Annotated in this window: 16 protein-coding genes; 12 read left to right on the top strand and 4 right to left on the bottom strand. The window is 39.2% G+C overall.

Going from position 1 to position 17,556, the window contains the following annotated elements; translation table 11 throughout:
• The first annotated feature begins 38 nt into the window (after nt 1-38).
• The 4 genes from NYE52_RS20260 (at nt 39) to galU (ending at nt 5,760) form a co-directional block, all read left to right on the top strand.
• A complete protein-coding gene (locus NYE52_RS20260) occupies nt 39-2,063 on the top strand; it encodes a Na+/H+ antiporter (protein WP_341194725.1) in 2,025 nt (674 codons plus the stop codon).
• A gap of 146 nt (nt 2,064-2,209) precedes the next feature.
• Nucleotides 2,210-3,895 (top strand): ATP-binding protein, encoded by a 1,686-nt coding sequence (locus NYE52_RS20255; RefSeq protein ID WP_341194724.1) that lies wholly within the window; start codon nt 2,210-2,212, stop codon nt 3,893-3,895.
• Between the two features lie 62 nt (nt 3,896-3,957).
• Nucleotides 3,958-4,506, top strand: a complete 549-nt coding sequence (locus NYE52_RS20250; protein ID WP_341194723.1) for a YdhK family protein — start codon at nt 3,958-3,960, stop codon at nt 4,504-4,506.
• 357 nt (nt 4,507-4,863) lie between these two features.
• Nucleotides 4,864-5,760, top strand: coding sequence for a UTP--glucose-1-phosphate uridylyltransferase GalU (galU, locus tag NYE52_RS20245; protein ID WP_341194722.1), 897 nt, complete (start codon nt 4,864-4,866; stop codon nt 5,758-5,760).
• Nucleotides 5,761-6,177: 417 nt separating this feature from the next.
• On the opposite strand, the gene mnmH is transcribed toward galU, so the two are convergent.
• The gene (gene mnmH / locus NYE52_RS20240) at nt 6,178-7,239 is read right to left on the bottom strand and encodes a tRNA 2-selenouridine(34) synthase MnmH (protein ID WP_341194721.1); all 1,062 of its coding nucleotides are present in this window, start codon (nt 7,237-7,239) and stop codon (nt 6,178-6,180) included.
• Nucleotides 7,240-7,257: 18 nt separating this feature from the next.
• The gene (selD, locus tag NYE52_RS20235) at nt 7,258-8,307 is read right to left on the bottom strand and encodes a selenide, water dikinase SelD (RefSeq protein WP_341194720.1); all 1,050 of its coding nucleotides are present in this window, start codon (nt 8,305-8,307) and stop codon (nt 7,258-7,260) included.
• A 199-nt stretch (nt 8,308-8,506) separates the two neighbouring features.
• On the opposite strand from selD, the gene NYE52_RS20230 reads away from it, so the two are divergent.
• Nucleotides 8,507-9,559 carry a permease gene (locus NYE52_RS20230; RefSeq protein WP_341194719.1) on the top strand — a complete coding sequence of 351 codons (1,053 nt, stop codon included), beginning with the start codon at nt 8,507-8,509 and terminating at the stop codon, nt 9,557-9,559.
• Nucleotides 9,560-9,579: 20 nt separating this feature from the next.
• Here the strand turns inward: NYE52_RS20230 and NYE52_RS20225 are convergent, their stop codons facing one another.
• On the bottom strand, nt 9,580-10,689 hold the full coding sequence (locus NYE52_RS20225; protein WP_341195250.1) for a GntR family transcriptional regulator: 1,110 nt from the start codon (nt 10,687-10,689) through the stop codon (nt 9,580-9,582).
• Between the two features lie 109 nt (nt 10,690-10,798).
• Between NYE52_RS20225 and NYE52_RS20220 the strand changes: the two genes are divergently transcribed.
• From NYE52_RS20220 to mgrA, 4 genes are all read left to right on the top strand, one after another.
• Entirely contained in the window at nt 10,799-11,047 is a 249-nt protein-coding gene (locus tag NYE52_RS20220) for a hypothetical protein (RefSeq protein WP_341194718.1), read from the top strand.
• Between the two features lie 121 nt (nt 11,048-11,168).
• Nucleotides 11,169-12,560: a glycoside hydrolase family 1 protein gene (locus tag NYE52_RS20215; protein WP_341194717.1), complete on the top strand. Its 1,392-nt coding sequence runs from the start codon at nt 11,169-11,171 to the stop codon at nt 12,558-12,560.
• A 97-nt stretch (nt 12,561-12,657) separates the two neighbouring features.
• Nucleotides 12,658-13,533, top strand: coding sequence for an ROK family protein (locus tag NYE52_RS20210; protein ID WP_341194716.1), 876 nt, complete (start codon nt 12,658-12,660; stop codon nt 13,531-13,533).
• A 395-nt stretch (nt 13,534-13,928) separates the two neighbouring features.
• Nucleotides 13,929-14,918 carry an L-glyceraldehyde 3-phosphate reductase gene (mgrA, locus tag NYE52_RS20205; protein WP_445669125.1) on the top strand — a complete coding sequence of 330 codons (990 nt, stop codon included), beginning with the start codon at nt 13,929-13,931 and terminating at the stop codon, nt 14,916-14,918.
• A 53-nt stretch (nt 14,919-14,971) separates the two neighbouring features.
• Here mgrA and NYE52_RS20200 read toward each other — a convergent pair whose 3' ends face one another.
• Complete coding sequence (locus NYE52_RS20200) at nt 14,972-15,148, bottom strand: hypothetical protein (protein ID WP_341194715.1); 177 nt, start codon at nt 15,146-15,148, stop codon at nt 14,972-14,974.
• Nucleotides 15,149-15,313: 165 nt separating this feature from the next.
• Here NYE52_RS20200 and NYE52_RS20195 point away from each other — a divergent pair, with 165 nt between their 5' ends.
• The 3 genes from NYE52_RS20195 to NYE52_RS20185 all read left to right on the top strand — a co-directional run bounded on the left by NYE52_RS20195 (nt 15,314) and on the right by NYE52_RS20185 (nt 17,532).
• Nucleotides 15,314-16,222 carry a glycoside hydrolase domain-containing protein gene (locus NYE52_RS20195; protein ID WP_341194714.1) on the top strand — a complete coding sequence of 303 codons (909 nt, stop codon included), beginning with the start codon at nt 15,314-15,316 and terminating at the stop codon, nt 16,220-16,222.
• Nucleotides 16,223-16,301: 79 nt separating this feature from the next.
• On the top strand, nt 16,302-17,279 hold the full coding sequence (locus tag NYE52_RS20190) for a Gfo/Idh/MocA family protein (protein WP_341194713.1): 978 nt from the start codon (nt 16,302-16,304) through the stop codon (nt 17,277-17,279).
• Between the two features lie 91 nt (nt 17,280-17,370).
• Nucleotides 17,371-17,532 carry a hypothetical protein gene (locus tag NYE52_RS20185; RefSeq protein ID WP_341194712.1) on the top strand — a complete coding sequence of 54 codons (162 nt, stop codon included), beginning with the start codon at nt 17,371-17,373 and terminating at the stop codon, nt 17,530-17,532.
• Nucleotides 17,533-17,556: the final 24 nt, after the last annotated feature.

The raw sequence follows: 17,556 nt of genomic DNA, 5'->3' as shown, positions 1-17,556 counted from the left end.
GAGAAACTAATCAAAGCAAACTTCAAGGAGACGACAAAATGGATCTGCTAATTACAATTATTTTACTATTATTTTGTTTACTAATATCCAATATTGTTAGCCATTATATCCCGTCCATTCCCACTGCGCTTACGCAAATTGCTTTTGGAGTTGTGATGGCCCTTTTATTTTCTGAATTTGAGTTCGAGCTAGAGGCAGAGTGGTTTTTACTACTCTTCGTTGCTCCGTTGCTTTATAACGATGGCAGACATTTTCCAAGAGAAGAACTATGGAAAATGCGCACGTCCATTCTCGGGAATGCGATTATTTTGGTGTTGCTGACAACGATTGTTGGGGGATACTTTATTCATTGGCTTATTCCAAGTATTCCGTTGGCTGCAGCCTTTGCATTAGCAGCGATTCTTTCCCCGACAGATCCAGTTGCAGTAAATGGGATTGCGAAGCGAATTCATATTCCGGCAAAAGTGCTCAACCTAGTGAGAGGGGAATCGCTTATCAATGATGCTTCAGGATTAGTAGCCTTTAATTATGCGGTTGCGGCTGTGGTTACAGGCTATTTCTCGATTACAGAGGCGATTACTGATTTTACGTACACCTTTTTCATAGGGGCAGTTGCAGGATTAGTTTTGAGTCTTCTTATTATCATGATTCGTTTTATTTTACGAAAACAAGGGATACAGGATGTTACCTTTCACTCTTTATTACAGGTGTTGACTCCCTTCTTAATCTTTATTGTTGCAGAGGAAATGCTTCATGCTTCTGGTGTTATTGCTGTAGTGGTCGGTGGGATTATTCATTCATTAGTAAGTGAGAGAACAGAGACAATGCTTGCGGAGGAACAGGTTTTAACAGAAAACATTTGGTCCATCGTTATATTTATTCTCAATGGCATAGTTTTCTTATTATTAGGCTTAAATATCCCTTCTTCCATTGTAGATACGGTAGAAGATCCGTCCTTGAGCAATTGGTTAATTATCGGTTATGTCCTTTTAATCGGGATTGTCATACTTGGTATCCGCTTTTGTTGGTCGTATTTATTTTCCATTTATGAATATAAGATGGATCAAACGAATGAAATGGAGAAGCCAAGTATAAAGCATACACTAATTGTTAGTTTGACGGGAGTTCGAGGTGCAGTAACTATGGCAGGGGTTCTATCCATCCCATTTGTTATCCATACTGGACAAGGATTTCCTGAACGATCATTAATTCTCTTTCTTGCTGCAGGTGTTATTCTCTTTACTTTACTTGCAGCGACGATATTCTTGCCATATCTTAGTAAAAATAGTGGTACATTCGAAATGGATGATGAGGATTTATTAATCACTACCAAGAAAAGGATTATGCTGGCAACCATTGATAAGCTATATCTAGAAATGACGGAAGAAAATAGCGCAGCAGCTTATGAATTAATCGATGAATATAAACGCCGCATTCGGCAGTTAAATCACGTGGCAGGAACAGAGGAAGAAGAGACTAATCTAAGAACAATGACAGAAATAAGATTGCGCGCTTTAAAGCAAGAACGAAACTATATTCACCAATTATTCGATGAGCATAAAATGACAGAAGAAGTGTTTGAAGTATTTGAAAAATCATTGGATTATCGGGAAGAGGCACTTTCCACAAATGTTCAGGCGGGAACGAGGTTTCTCTTTGGAAAAGTGATGAGAAGCTGGGGTCGCATCATGCGAAAGAATCGTAGTACAAAGATGGATAGAAGAGAGCAAGTTCGCATCGGAAAAGAAATTCAGTTAAACTCGATGAAATCCGCCATATCATATCTAGAAAAAGGGAAAGAATCATCGGAGCAAAAGCAGCAAATACAAGTAGTCATTCTAGAGTATCAACGAATGGTCGATCGCTGGGAAAAACCAAGTGAAGCCTTTAATGAGAAAATGCAGGAACAGAAGGAGGAACTACGTTTACACATCGTTGATCAACAGCGTGCTTCCATTCAGCAAATGTATGAAAAAGGGGAGTTAAATCGAGAGCAGGCAAAAGACTTGCGCCGATTTATTAACTATATTGAAAGTGCCACATTATATGAATATGAAGAATAAGAGAAGGGACAGTTCTTAACTGCATTAAAGCAGTTAAGAACTGTCCCTTTAATTTTTATGGAAAAACAAAAATGAGCCGAATTGTCGGAAATTTCCGTGCTATAATAAAAGGATATTAAACTTATAAAGAAAGTTGGGGGTTTTTAATGGCTGTATATACTCCTCAGACAAGGTTTCATCCAGAGATTGCTCTTACAAATCTCTCTGATATGACTTATGGCGCCCATATCATGTACATAACAAACAACGAAGATACATACATAACGAATGCAGCGTCCTTCATTAAAGCTGGTCTGCTTTTGGAGCAAAAAGTTGTCTTTGTAGATCAGAAGGAAATATGGCCACTAATAATCAAAAAGCTGGAAGAAAGAGGGTTGAATAAGGAAAAAATTAGTCGGATTTATTTTGTAGATAGTGAAGAGGTCTACCATAGTAGTGGAAATCTTCATTTAGCTAATATTATAGAAGCAATTAGTGGCTCGATTGATTCTAGTTATTTTTTCAATAGGGATATAACGATTCGTTTTTGGGGAAAAGCCCCCATTCTCTCCAATCAAGACAAAATCATGGACCACCTCCTTCAATATGAGAATGAAGTGGACGAGTACATAAGGGACTATCATAATTATGCGGTATGTGTCTATGATGGGACACAATTATCTGCAAGCAATTATATCGATTTAAAAAACTACCATCCATATGTGATGACAGATACGGAATTTTCATTATCTAATGGTTATACAAAAGAAATAAAGGTTCCTTCCCCAATAAGAAATGGCAAATACGAAGAAACGATTGCCAATCTTCAGCTAGCACAAACCTACTATTCCCGACTAGTAGAAGACATGCTGGATGCGGTCTTCATTACTTCCAATAATATTATTATGTATGCAAATAAAGCAGCTGAAAAACTATTAGAAACCGAAGACATTGTTGGAAAGTCAGCTTATGAGATTATGGAACCAGATTTCTTAGAAAAGTATCTAGAAAAAGAAGAGCTTATTTGGGGAGGAGAAATAGCCGCTCCCTACGAAATGGAGCTTATTACCTCTAAGGGAAAAATAGTAGAGGTAGAGATTTTAGCATATCCTTTTCTCTTCGAGGATTTAAGCTCAACAATTATTATCATCGCCAGAGATATAAGTGTTAGAAAAGAAAATCAACAGCTTCAGATTAAGAATGAAAAACTAGGAATCGCGGGTCAATTAGCAGCAAGTATTGCCCATGAAATTAGAAATCCTCTTACTGCTATTAAAGGGTTCCTAAAGCTCGCATACGAAGGAGCAATGAAATTAGAAGATATCTATCCAATCCTTGATATCGAAATTAATCGGATCGAAACCATTGCCAGCGAGTTAATGTTTCTAGGAAAGCCAGTTACGTCAGAAATTAAAGAAATAAATATTGGGAAGATTCTCCTGGATGTCTATACATTAATGCAGTCACAAGCCAATCTAGATAATGTGGCCATTAATTTAGATACATATGATAATAATTTATATGCTTTATGTAATGTTGATCAAATGAAACAGGTTTTTATCAATCTGGTCAAAAATGCAATTGAAGCAATGGATAATGGCGGCATTATCAATATGGAAGCAAGACTGGATGGGGAATGGATTGTCGTCACCATTAAGGACAATGGAAAAGGAATTCCCAATGAAATAAAGAATAAACTTGGCGAACCTTTTTATACAACAAAAGAAAAAGGAACAGGTCTCGGATTAGTCATCTGCTATAATATTATCGCAGAACATAAAGGCGAAATCGATTTCGTATCAGAAAATGGTGTCGGCACAACCTTCATCATTCGATTACCTTTAGCCAATTAATGGTTTTTGTATGTTTAAAAAATCCTCTAGAGTGAAAGAATTCATAATAGAGGAGGTAGAAAATGAAAAGTAGACATGTTTATATCGCTGCTATTTTCTGCGTATTGCTATTGTTCTATGGCTGTTCAACTGCTGAAGAAAATAGTGACAAGGAATCAAGTCACACCGAGCATGAGCATCAAGAATCTGGCTCTACAGATATTCCCGACGGACTAGAGCCTGCAGAAGATCCCACCTATAAGGAAGGTAGTCAAGTGATCTTAAAAGCGGATCACATGGAAGGGATGGACGGAGCAGATGCGACTGTATTAAATGCGTTCGATACCATTGCCTATCAAGTGACTTACACTCCAACGACAGGAGGAGACCCAGTCAAGCATCATAAATGGGTAATTCAGGATGAAATAAAGGATGCTGGAAGTGAAATGCTTGAGAAAGGGACAGAGGTTACCCTGGAAGCAGATCATATGGAAGGCATGAAAGGCGCAAAGGCAACCATTGAATCCGCTGAGAACACAACCGTGTATATGGTAGATTACCAACCAACAACAGGCGGCGAGATGGTAACCAATCACAAATGGGTTACAGAGGAAGAAGTATTTGCTGAATAATGTTGTAAAAAAAGGGTTGTAATTACAGCTCTTTTTTTGTATGCTTAAATAAAGTTTTCTGAATATTCAACATATAAAAAGGAGGGCTATTTGACAAAATATTTCAAGAAGTGATAAGTTTAATTAAAAATACATATATAACTATTTTCAAAGATATGAAAAAGTGATACGATAGACGTACGTTATTAAGAACGATATTATGTTTGGAATCTAGTATTTTCTTTTTTTCGGACATAATATAGAACACTATTCTATTAAATGTGTAATAATTTTACAAAAATGAAATACGGATTAGAGTTCCTTTTTAGCAAAAAAATGGTATAATCATAAAGTGAATTGCCTAAAGGAGGAAATAACTTGAAAAAAGTAAGAAAAGCGATCATTCCAGCCGCTGGTCTAGGAACTAGATTTTTGCCAGCAACGAAAGCAATGCCGAAAGAAATGTTACCAATTGTCGATAAACCTACTATTCAATATATTGTAGAAGAAGCAATTGCTTCTGGTATTGAAGATATTATTATTGTTACTGGTAAAGGAAAAAGAGCGATTGAAGATCACTTCGATTACGCCCACGAATTAGAACAAAACCTTCGTGATAAGAAGAAATTTGATTTACTTGAAAAAGTTCAATACTCTTCTAATCTTGCAGATATTCATTATATTAGACAAAAAGAGCCTAAAGGCTTAGGACATGCCGTTTGGTGTGCGAAAAGCTTTATTGGCGATGAGCCTTTTGCTGTTTTACTTGGTGATGATATCGTACAAAGCGATACACCTTGCCTAAAACAATTAATTGACCAATATGAAGAAACACATGCTTCTGTTATTGGTGTTCAATCAGTACCAGACAACGAAACACATCGTTACGGAATTGTAGATCCAAGCGATAGCGAAGGAAGAAGATACCAGGTTAACAATTTCATTGAAAAACCAGCACCTGGAACAGCTCCATCTAACCTAGCAATCATGGGTCGCTATGTCCTAACACCAGAAATCTTCATGTACTTAGAAAAGCAACAAACAGGCGCAGGCGGAGAAATCCAATTAACAGACGCTATCCAACAATTAAACCAAATTCAACGCGTATTTGCATATGATTTCGCAGGAGATCGTTACGATGTTGGCGAAACGCTAGGATTCGTAAAAACAACATTAGAATTTGCGTTACAACGTGATGAAATGAAAGAAGAAATTCTTGAATATATGAAAGAAGTACTTGATAAAGCTGATTTAGCAAAAATCAAAGTATTATAAGAAGAAACACCTTTTGAGTGTAGGGAAATCTACATTTGAGAGGTGTTTTTTTTGTTGGTTTTGGGGAGAGGGGGATGGGGAAAGCGGTTTTCATTTGTTAATTTTTACTGCTTTTTACGCTGGCCCTTAATTAAAGAGTAGTAGGGGATACGTTTGGACAATAAACAAAAATTTTGGATCATAAATCAGGAACTTTGGACAATAAACCCGAAATTTTGGATCATAAAGCAATAACTTTGGACAATAAAACCAAACTTTCAGCTCACAACCCAAAGCCTTAGAAAATAAACCTCAACTTCCAAATCATAACCCCCAACTTCTCTCCCAAATTCCCAACAACAAAAAAGCTCTACCACTCGTCCAAAACACAAGCAGTAAAGCTTACTCATAACCCAAAACCCAAGACCCAACAAAGTGCTAGTTAACTTCGCTCTTCTGGGCTGTGCGACTTTTCTTTTGCCAAAATTCCTTCACTTTGGCAATCGCATCCTCTGTATTTTTCACGTATAAATCAATTGTTTGTTCATCTTTGTATTGCATTGCTGTTCTTTCATAGAGTGGATCGTAGTAATAGGTTAGCAGCAAGGTGACGGCTTCGGCGTAATTTTCGGTCTGCAATGCATCTTCTATTTTTGCGGCAGCAGGTGTGTGAATGCGTCGCTTAATTAACTGGAATGCTTCTACACATTCGTCGTGATGATCCCATGGAGAATAGTCTGCTAATATATGCTGGACTCTCTCCTCAATTGGCATATGGATAAAGAGCTGCACGCCATTCTCCTTTTTTTTCAAAAGAAAGTCTGGCATCAATACTTTTCCGATGCGCTTGCTTTCTCCCTCCATTAAAAAATAGGGAGAAGAGGGGAGCTTTTCGATTTCGCCGACAAGTAAGGAATCAAATGTCTTCTGATTGTTAGGCTTCAGGCCAATTTGTCCGAAGATCGACCCACGGTGATTCGCCATTCCTTCCAATTCAAGAATAGGAAGTCCTTCTTGTTTTAATTGCTGTAGAATCACTGTTTTATTGGAACCAGTGTAGCCATTTAACACAATCGCATCTTGTGCCATTTCCATCGTATCTAATTTATGAATGACCCATTGGCGATACGTACGGAATCCGCCTTGCAAGCGGTAGCTATGCACACCCATTAAATCAATAAGCGTTGCCGCTGTTTTACTACGCATTCCACCGCGCCAGCAGAATACCACTACATCCCTAGATAATTCCTGGAAGGATTGGATGAAAGCAGGAAGTTTGGCAGAAACAATTTCCAAGCCGCGAGCCTTTGCAGCGTCTACGCTGACTTGTTTATAAATCGTTCCCACCTCTGCTCTTTCTTCATCTGTAAAAAGTGGAATATTAATACTGCCTGGAATAGAGTGCTCATGAAATTCAGAGGGAGAACGAACGTCCACTAAAGAAAATTCTTTTTTCTCCCGTAATTCAAATAATCGTTCAATCGTTATATCTTGAAACAAGGTAGCTCCGCCTTTCTCTTACCCAACAAAAATATGACCAGGCTGTTCTTCTGTGACGTCACCAATGATGGCAGCTTCTACACCAGCGCCAACTAATTCCTGTAATAATGCATCTGCTTGATCGCCTTTAACGGAGATGAGCAATCCACCAGAGGTTACAGCATCGCATAAAATCAATTGATCGATTTCATCCAATTCAGAAGAGAAAGTAACATCGCCTTCTAAATGTGCAAAGTTATTTTTCGTACCACCAGGAATAACGCCTTCTTGTGCAAGTTCTTTTACACGAGGAAGAACAGGAACCTGCTTGGACGCGATTTTAATAGTGGTATTGCTTCCTTTCGCCATTTCAGAAGCATGTCCAAGAAGTCCAAATCCAGTGACATCCGTACAAGCATGGACGTCATAAGCATTCATTACTTCGGCAGCCTTCTTATTCAGTGTAGCCATAACTGTCGTAACACGATCAATTTCTTCTGTTGTCAAAAGTCCTCTTTTAATAGAAGTAGTTAATATGCCGACACCTATTGGTTTGGTTAAAATTAATTTATCAGTCGGCTTAGCTCCGGCATTTGTACGTACTTTATCTGGATGAATCGTACCAGTGACAGCAAGACCAAATTTAGGCTCTTTATCATCAATGGAATGACCGCCAACAAGAGTAGCTCCAGCTTCCTTTACTTTATCGCCAGCACCACGCATAATATCAGCCAGAATTTCTTTTTCCAATACAGAAATAGGGAAAGCAACGATATTTAAGGCAGTTAATGGTTTTCCACCCATTGCATATATATCACTTAAGGCATTCGCCGCAGCAATTTGTCCGAATGAATAGGGATCATCCACAATCGGTGTGAAAAAATCAACGGTTTGGACAATCGCTAAATCATCTGTAAGCTTGTATACGCCAGCGTCATCGCTTGTATCTAAGCCAACAAGAAGATTTGGATTTTTTTCAGCTGGGGGAAGAGTACGAATCACTTCCGATAAATCAGCAGGTCCAATTTTACAACCGCAGCCTCCTTTTGAGGATAAAGATGTAAGTTTAACGGAATAAGACTGTGTCATATGACACCAACCTTCTTTCTAGTAAAATAAATATTTTTTTTATAAGCTTCATTCTCTATTATAAAGCAGTTAGCAGGACAATGCATGTTAAGTAGATTGCTTGGGAAAAAAAGGAGGGTAAATCTTTTTCGAGTGTCTAAAAATAAATATGTGATATAATTTAAACGCACTTAATTTAATGATATCGAAGGTGAAAGAGATGAGTACATTAACAGAGGAGCAATCAAGCCAAAAAAGGACGTTTTGGTTCGCTTTTCTATTTATAGTAGTTACGGTAATTGGTCTTACTTATGTGAAATGGTGGCCATATTATCATAAAGCAATCCTTTCTTTTCAAACACATTCTATCGGAGATTCCATTCTCCAAGATCAGCTTGCAAACTCTTTTACATGGAGTGCGGCAGTAGATTATACTGTTGTCTACTTCCAATCTGTATGGAAAGCAGCTGTATTAGGTATTCTCCTAGGATCACTTGTTCAAGTACTTTTGCCGTCGGGGTGGTTGCTGAAGGTTCTGGGGAAAACTAGCTTTGGCAGTACAGCTGCAGCTGGACTTGCATCCATTCCGGGAATGATGTGTACTTGCTGTGCCGCGCCAGTTGCTGTTGGACTTCGCAAAAAGAATGCTTCTGTCGGCGCAAGCTTAGCTTTTTGGATTGGAAACCCGACAATCAATCCCGCAACCTTAATTTTCATGACCTTTGTCCTTTCTTGGAAGTTTACATTACTACGACTTGTGATTGGACTAATCTTAACCTTTGGCATTAGCTATCTCGCTAATCGCTTTGTAAAAGATACACCAGCTGTATCGGTTGATAAATTACTAGAAGATGCCGAAGAGGATAAGCGTTCTTTTATGAAAAGATGGCTTACTTCTTTAGGAAGCATGGTTCTTTATGTCATTCCGGCGTATGTTCTGTCTGTTTTAATTTTAGGAGCTGCACGTTTTTGGATTTTTCCTCAATTAAGTGACAGCATGTCAAATAGTTTGATTGCTATTCTGATTTTTGCCATTGCTGGAATGCTTTTCGTTATTCCGACAGCCGCAGAAATCCCAATTATTCAAACACTAATGCTGATGGGACTTGGAGCAGGACCAGCTGCTGCCTTGCTTATTACCTTACCAAGCATTAGCTTGCCATCCTTATTGATGGTCGCTAAATCCTTCCCGAGGAAAGTACTCGTATTTGTCAGTCTTTCCGTCGTTGTTTTAGGGATTATTAGTGGATTAATAGGAAAAGTCTTATTATAGTAGACAAGAATCCGCAGGTGTTAGAACACTGCGGATTTGTTCTTTTTTCCGATGTCGGTGGAAGAACGTACGATTAATTCTGGTTCATAGATAGTAGATGAATCGAGTTCTTTACCCTCAACTGCTGCAATAATGAATTTTGCGGCATCGATTCCCATACGGTTTTTTGGATGGGCAATGGTTGTTAGGTTTATTTCCTCGGCTAAAGACGAATCATCAAAACCGATAAGGGAGACATCCTCGGGTACGGATAATTGTAATTTTTGTAAAACCTTTAATGCGGATTGTGCGACGAGATCGTTGTAACAAACAATTGCAGTGGGCATCGTCTTTTTGTTTGTAAGCGTATTCAATAATTTCTCCTCAAAATCATCGCTTAATTGTTCCGTCGTAAAGGTTACCATAAGCTCCGGAACAATCGAAAGCTTCCCATTTCGCATCGCCTGTAAAAAACCTTTCATCCGATGAACGCCCTGCAAATCATCCGACTTAAAGATTCCTAGAATTTGTTCATGACCAAGCTGAATCAAATGCTCAGTTGCCATATACCCACCCTTGACATCATCCATAATGAAATGAAAAGGAGAGAGCTGCGAATAATATTGATTAATCATCACATATGGAATATTACGTTCCTCTAGCTCGAGATAATAGTCCATATTGGGATTGAATTGACTACTTTTAGTCGGCTCTAAAATAAGTCCATCCATTTGCAAATCAAGGAGGTTTCGAATACATAACCGCTCTTTGGCATGATTATTTTCCGTACAGACTACGGTTAAGGAATAGCCTCTATCCGTCAAATAGCTCTCCATTCCACGAATGATGGAGGGGAAAATATAATCGGAAATATATGTAGTCATCACGCCAATATTTTTCCCATTCGTTCGGTTATCCCCCTTTTTACTAGCAAAAGGCTCCCCACAAAAAGTGCCAACACCTGGCTCCCGATAAAGCCAACCATCATCCACAAGCTCCCCAATCGCTAAGCGAACCGTATGCCTGCTCACATCAAACAGTTTAGAAAGCTCATACTCCGAATAAATCCGCTCCCCCGGCTTCACTCTCCCATCCATCACCCAATCCTTTACCGCCTCAACCACCATCAACTTCTTCGAAAGTCGCCCCATCATTAACTCCCCCTTTAAATGAAAAACTGTTACTTCTAAGAAATGCTGACAATTCAGAAGATATACATTAATTCCAGTTTTTTCTTGAAGTTTATTAGATTTTTATTGTGTGGAGGGAGTTGCGAGTAAAGATGGAGGAGTTGCAAGTAAAGGAGTGGGAGTTGCAAGTAAAGGAGTGGGAGTTGCAAGTAAAGGAGTGGGAGTTGCAAGTAAAAGTGTGGAAGTCGCAAGTAAAGGAGTGGGAGTTGCAAGTAAAGGTGTAGAATTCGCAAGTAAAAGCCCAAAAACCGCAAACAAACTCCAAGCCACCATAATCCAAATCGCAATCCCCCTTATACCACAACTACAATTTTCATAAAATGAAAATTAATCTAGACATTTACTTTTTTAAGTATATACATTATAATGAAAACGATAACAGAATAAAATAATTTACTAGATTAGAAGACTTAACGACAAAAGATAAAGGAGATAGGAGAATGAAGAAATTTCCGGAGAATTTTTGGTGGGGTGCAGCTACGTCTGGACCGCAAAGTGAAGGTCGTTTTAATAAACAGCATGCGAACGTATTTGATTACTGGTATGAAGTAGAGCCAGAAGTATTTTATAAACAAGTTGGACCAGACACAGCATCGAATTTTTATAATAGCTATGTAGAAGATATTGCGCTAATGAAAGAGATTAACTTAAACTCTGTTCGTACTTCGATTCAATGGACGCGTTTGATTGATGATTTCGAGACAGCTAGTTTAAATGAGGATGGCGTAAATTTTTACAATAATGTCATTGATGAATTTATTAAGCAAGGAATAACGCCTGTATTTAACCTGCATCATTTTGATTTGCCAGCAGAGCTTTATCATAAATATGGTGGCTGGGAGTCTAAGCATGTTGTGGATCTTTTTGCAAAATTTGCGCGTCGTTGCTTTGAATTATTCGGCGATCGAGTGAAACATTGGTTTACTTTTAACGAGCCAATGGTCATCGTGGAGGGTCAATATTTATATCAATTCCATTATCCAAAACTAGTAGATGGGAAAAAAGCAGTGCAGGTAGCGTACAATTTAAATCTTGCTTCTGCAAAAGCAATTAAAGAATTCCGCGACCTGAAGCTGAATGAAACAGGAGCGAAAATCGGAACTATCCTAAACCTAACGCCTTCTTATCCAGCAAGTGATAAGCCTGAAGACGTGGAGGCTGGTCGAATTGCTGATTTATGGCGTAATGAACTGTTCCTGCATGCTGCTGTTTATGGGGAATTCCCACCTGCATTAGTAGAGCTTTTAACAAAAGATAAAGCAATTTGGGAATCCACTGAAGAAGAGCTTGCGATTTTGAAAGAAAATACGATTGATACACTTGGAGTGAATTTCTATCATCCATCCCGTGTAAAAGCACCAGATGTTGCGCCGAATAGTGTTGGGGACTGGATGCCTGACCGTTACTATGATAACTATGATATGCCTGGTCGTCGCATGAACTTAGATAAAGGCTGGGAAATCTATCCGAAGGCACTATATGATATCGCCCTTAATATCCGCGATAATTATAAAAATATTGAGTGGTTCGTTTCTGAAAATGGAATGGGCGTTTCCCGAGAAGAACGCTTCTTAAATGAAGAAGGTGTAATCGAAGATGATTACCGCATCGAATTTATCCAAGAGCATTTAGAGTGGGTTCATAAAGGAATTGAAGAAGGCTCCAATTGCTACGGCTACCATTTATGGACGCCAATTGATTGCTGGAGCTGGATGAATGCGTATCGCAATCGTTATGGATTTATTTCCAACAACATTCATACACAGGTGAAGACAATTAAGAAATCCGGTCATTGGATCAAGGAAGTAAGTGCCAATAACGGGTTTGAATAATATTTTAAGAAGATCATCGCACATTCTTTGCGGTGGTCTTTTACTACAGGCTATAATAAGGTTGAAAGCGTAAACATAAATGGGTGGTGATGTTAACTTGTCTTTATTAGTAATGGATATAGGCGGATCTTCCGTAAAGTTCGCTATATGGGAAAAAGAACAGCTAGTGGATAAAGGCTCTTTTGTTACACCGAAATCATGGGAAGAGCTGAAACAAGAAATGCTCCAGCTAAAAAAAAGGATGGCGAAGAAATACACAATTGATGGCGTTGCATTCAGTGCTCCAGGTGCAGTAAACCAATCAAAAGGTGTAATTGAAGGAGCAAGTGCCCTTCCATATATTCACCACTTCCCCATTTTTTTCGAGCTAGAAGAATTGTTGGATTGTCCTGTTACGATCGAAAATGATGCAAACTGTGCAGGGCTTGCAGAGGTCTGGCGGGGAGCTGCATCTGGATTGAAGAATGTGCTATTTGTAGTCATCGGCACTGGAATAGGCGGCGCAGTCATCGTAGATGGGAAAATTCAACACGGCAAGCATTTATTTGGTGGCGAGTTCGGCTTTATGCTCCTAAAAGAGGATCAAACATTCAGTGACCTTGCTACACCTGTCAAAATGGCAAAGCGATATTCCAAGCGAATGGAATTAGAAACCGAATTAAGCGGTAAAGAAGTATTTGAGCTCGCAGAACAAGGTGATGCGGTAGCAAAAGAGGAAGTAGAAACGTTCTATCACTATTTAGCAACAGGCATCTACAATCTTCAATACAGCTTTGACCCAGAGAAAATCATCATTGGCGGTGGAATTTCTAGCAAAGAAGGCTTAATCGACGAGTTAAATATCCACCTTGAAAAAGTAGTCAAAAGCGTTAAAGTTGCCTCCTTTCTTCCAGAAGTGGAATTATGCCAATTCAGGAACGATGCCAATTTAATTGGAGCTGTTTATAATTATCAGCTGTCGTTTGGGGAGTAGAAGGAAGTTGGAATTGTTGGGGGGCAAGGTGGAGAGGTGGAGTTGCAAGTAAGAGTGGAGAAACCGCAAGTAAAAATGGTGAAGTTGCAAGTAAAAGAGCGGGAGTTGCAAGTAAAGGAGTGAGAGTCGCAAGTAAAAGAGCGGAAGTTGCAAGTAAAGGAGTTGGTCGCAAGTAAATGTGGCTAACTCGCAAATAAAAGCAGCTAACTCACAAGTAAAAATGACAAAGTCGCAAATAAAAGCCACAGACTCGCAAATAAACTTGCCGTTACACAAACAAAATGGGTTTATCCGCAAAAGAATCAGCATAAATCTAGTAAATCGTACATCCCATTCACCAAGAACTACATAAATATTTGTTAATAACCAATAAATAAAGAGAAAAGAGGGAAATCATGTATATTGCAGATGAAAATAGATATGAAAAGATGATGTACAATCGTGTTGGAAAGAGTGGCTTGAAATTATCGGCGTTATCCTTAGGATTATGGCATAATTTCGGGGAGGTAGATCTTTTTGAAAATGGGCGTGCTTTGGTGAGAAGAGCATTTGACTTAGGGATCACTCATTTTGATTTAGCGAATAACTATGGTCCACCTGCTGGTAGTGCGGAGGAGAATTTCGCGAAGATTTTAGACAAGGATTTAAAGCCTTATCGAGATGAGCTTGTTATTTCTACGAAAGCAGGTTTTCCAATGTGGAAAGGTCCTTATGGCGATGGCGGCTCGAAAAAGTATTTAGTCTCTAGCCTTGACCAAAGCTTAAAGCGTATGGGACTAGATTATGTGGACATTTATTATCACCATCGTCCAGATGAAGAAACACCATTAGAGGAAACAGCGGAGGCATTGGATCTATTAGTGCGACAAGGAAAGGCGCTATATGTTGGGGTTTCTAACTACACTCCAGAGCAAACAAGGGAAATGGCAGACATTTTTGAAGCGAAAAAAACGCCATTCATCATTCACCAGCCATCCTACAGCATGTTTAATCGTTGGATTGAAGATGGATTAAAGGACGTATTAATGGAAAAACAACTTGGCGCGATTGCCTATAGCCCCCTTGCTCAAGGCTTATTGACGGACCGCTATCTAAATGGCATTCCAAAAGATTCCCGAGCAAATCGAGAAACGGGACGTTGGCTACATAAGGAAAATGTGGAGCAGACGATTGAAAAAGTAAAAGCACTAAACAATATTGCCAAGGACCGCGGACAGACGCTTGCGGAAATGGCAGTTGCTTGGATTCTTCGCGACGGTATTGTAACAAGTGTTCTTATCGGCGCAAGTAAAGTAAGTCAAATCGAAGACAATGTCAAAGCATTAGATAATATTCATTTCAGCACAGAAGAACTTACAGCAATTGATCGTGTATTAAAAGGCTAAACAAAAGAAACACTACAACTTTTCCAAGGTTGTGGTGTTTTTTGTAAAGCGATTTATAAATGAAAGGTATTCTTTTTCAAACGGGAAACGATATACTCCGCCTGCACCATCATGAAAAGTAAAAATAATGGAATAGCAAGCACTACAAGCTTACGATGCCAATGCAAATTACGATGGAGTAAATAGGAAGAAAATAAATTTGTCAGCAGCATGTTCAACAAGTTGGTCATAAAGATTCCCCCTTTTTTTCTCTTAGTTTGATAAGAAAAGAAATTCTTATTCAAGTGCTTATATGGAATAGTGCTAAAGAATATCTTTTTATATAGATAGGAAAACTCCTTTCCTGTCTTTTTGCTGACTTTTTTTCTATATAAAAGAAAAAAGGAGTGGTTGAGATGACATTAGGATTTGATTGTGCGACGAAATTAACGGAGAAAATGGCGAGGGATTTAAAGGGGGCAGGCTTCGAATATGCAGCACGTTATTTAGGCGAAAGCTGGAAGTCTTTTGATAAAAAAGAGGCGGAAATCATTCAAAAGGCAGGAATCAAGCTGATTAGTATTTTTCAAAAAAGTGCTAATAAGCTTTCATATTTTACCGAAAAGCAAGGAAGCATGGATGGAAAAGACGCGGAAAAGTGGGCGAAAGCAGTTGGTCAGCCAGAGGGAACAGCGATCTATTTCGCAGTCGATTGTGATATGACTGGTAAGCAAATGTCTACCATTCAATCGTATTTTTTAGCGGTGAAAAAGCAGTTGCCGTCCTACAAGGTCGGGATATACGGTTCTTATGCTGTGATGTATGCGATGGAGAATTATGCTGATTATTTTTGGCAAACCTATGCATGGTCTCGCGGGGAAGTCGCCCCATTTATTCATATGTACCAACACGAAAATAATATTATTATCGAAGGAGTCAATATCGACCGAAATCGGGTAATGCAAAGTCCAGGGCATTGGGGTTCGGAAACAACAAAGATTAATAAGTACACTGTTCAACAGGAATTAGGTGCTTTTATGACGGCAACGGATGCGAAAGTTGGCAATAATCAAAAGGGAATCGTCAAGCCAGGAACCTACTCTATTTTTAATACCTCTCAAGGAATGATAAATGTTACGAAGGAAGAAGGGAAACCTGGATCATGGATTAATCCTCATCAGGAAACAGTCCATATCGTATCCAGTGGCGAAACCTTAACGAAAATTGCGAAAACCTATAGCACTACCATTCAAGCAATTCAAGCAAAGAATCCTCAGATAAAAAATATTAATTTAATCTATGCAGGGCAAGTGATAAAAATATAATTTGACTAGACAAATTTTAATAATAATAAAGGGTTTTCAAGAGGCAAGCACGAATGAATAAGGGAGGTGAATACAAAGGATGAAATCATTTGAAAAGGAAGTACGATGGGGAATAATTGGCTGTGGAGATGTAACAGAAGTCAAGAGCGGACCAGGCTTTCAACTAGCGGAAAATTCCAAGCTAGTGGCGGTAATGAGACGGAATGGAGAATTGGTGAAGGACTATGCTGAACGACATCACGTTCCGAAATGGTATGACGATGCCGCAGCGCTTATTAATGATCCAGAAGTGGACGCTGTTTATATCGCTACCCCTCCAGCTTTTCATAAAGAATACACCATTCTTGCAGCGAAAGCAGGCAAACCGGTGTATGTCGAAAAGCCAATGGCAAGAAATTACCAAGAATGCCTCGAGATGATTGAAGCATGTAAACAAGCAGAGGTTCCTTTATTTGTTGCTTATTACCGACGAGCATTACCTCGTTTTTTGAAAATAAAAGAACTTATCGACAGCGGCATATTAGGCGATATTCGATTTGTGCGGACGATGCAGTATCAGCCGGTGTTAAAAGACGATCAAGCATGGAGAGTCCAGCCCGAACTTGCTGGAGGTGGACTTTTCCTTGATTTAGCTAGTCATACATTAGATATTCTTGACTTCCTGCTAGGTCCAATTAAAGAAGCAAAAGGATTCGCATCCAATCAAAATGGCAGCTACCAAGCAGAAGATATCGTAACCGGCACCTACCTATTTGAGTCAGGCATTCATGGGACAGGCACATGGTGCTTCAGCGCCCACGACCATATCGACGAAAACGAAATCGTCGGAAGCAAAGGCAAAATTACCTTCGCAACCTTTGGCAATGGGCCAATTAGGTTAACCACTGGAGAGTCAACTGAAGAGTGGGTAATCGAAAATCCCCGCCACATCCAACAGCATTTGATTCAATTAATGGTGGATGAGTTAACTGGAAAAGGAACTAGTCCAAGCACCGGCGTAAGTGGAGCAAGAACAAACTGGGTGATGGATCAGCTGATTAAGGGGTATTATCAATGATAGCTGGGAGAAGCACTTCTTTTAGGGAGTGTTTCTTTTTATTGGGGGGAAGTGTGAAAGTGTAAGGGGGAAGAACTGCTGAAGTTATTAGATGAATTTGAAAGATGAGGCTTTGATGGAGGAAGAGTCTAAAAGGCCGGTTTGGTTTGAGGAGAAGAGGACTCTGAGCCCGAAAGCAAGAAAAAGAAGAGGAAAAGGTAACAGAGAAGCGTTCTCTGAGCCCGAAAGCAAGAAAAAGAAGAGGAGAAGGTAACAGAGAAGCCGTCTCTGAGCCCGA

Source organism: Niallia sp. FSL W8-0635, assembly GCF_038007965.1.
In the GTDB taxonomy this organism is placed as follows: Bacteria; Bacillota; Bacilli; order Bacillales; family Cytobacillaceae; genus Niallia.
Note: the sequence above shows the minus strand (reverse complement) of the source record. Positions and strands in the feature narration are given on the sequence as shown.

Coding starts and splice junctions, on each gene's coding strand:
- NYE52_RS20260 (WP_341194725.1), top strand. CDS start 39: ATGGATCTGCTAATTACAATTATTTTACTATTATTTTGTTTACTAATA.
- NYE52_RS20255 (WP_341194724.1), top strand. CDS start 2,210: ATGGCTGTATATACTCCTCAGACAAGGTTTCATCCAGAGATTGCTCTT.
- NYE52_RS20250 (WP_341194723.1), top strand. CDS start 3,958: ATGAAAAGTAGACATGTTTATATCGCTGCTATTTTCTGCGTATTGCTA.
- selD (WP_341194720.1), bottom strand. CDS start 8,307: ATGACACAGTCTTATTCCGTTAAACTTACATCTTTATCCTCAAAAGGA.
- NYE52_RS20230 (WP_341194719.1), top strand. CDS start 8,507: ATGAGTACATTAACAGAGGAGCAATCAAGCCAAAAAAGGACGTTTTGG.
- NYE52_RS20225 (WP_341195250.1), bottom strand. CDS start 10,689: ATGGGGCGACTTTCGAAGAAGTTGATGGTGGTTGAGGCGGTAAAGGAT.
- NYE52_RS20215 (WP_341194717.1), top strand. CDS start 11,169: ATGAAGAAATTTCCGGAGAATTTTTGGTGGGGTGCAGCTACGTCTGGA.
- mgrA (WP_445669125.1), top strand. CDS start 13,929: ATGTATATTGCAGATGAAAATAGATATGAAAAGATGATGTACAATCGT.
- NYE52_RS20200 (WP_341194715.1), bottom strand. CDS start 15,148: ATGACCAACTTGTTGAACATGCTGCTGACAAATTTATTTTCTTCCTAT.
- NYE52_RS20195 (WP_341194714.1), top strand. CDS start 15,314: ATGACATTAGGATTTGATTGTGCGACGAAATTAACGGAGAAAATGGCG.
- NYE52_RS20190 (WP_341194713.1), top strand. CDS start 16,302: ATGAAATCATTTGAAAAGGAAGTACGATGGGGAATAATTGGCTGTGGA.
- NYE52_RS20185 (WP_341194712.1), top strand. CDS start 17,371: ATGAATTTGAAAGATGAGGCTTTGATGGAGGAAGAGTCTAAAAGGCCG.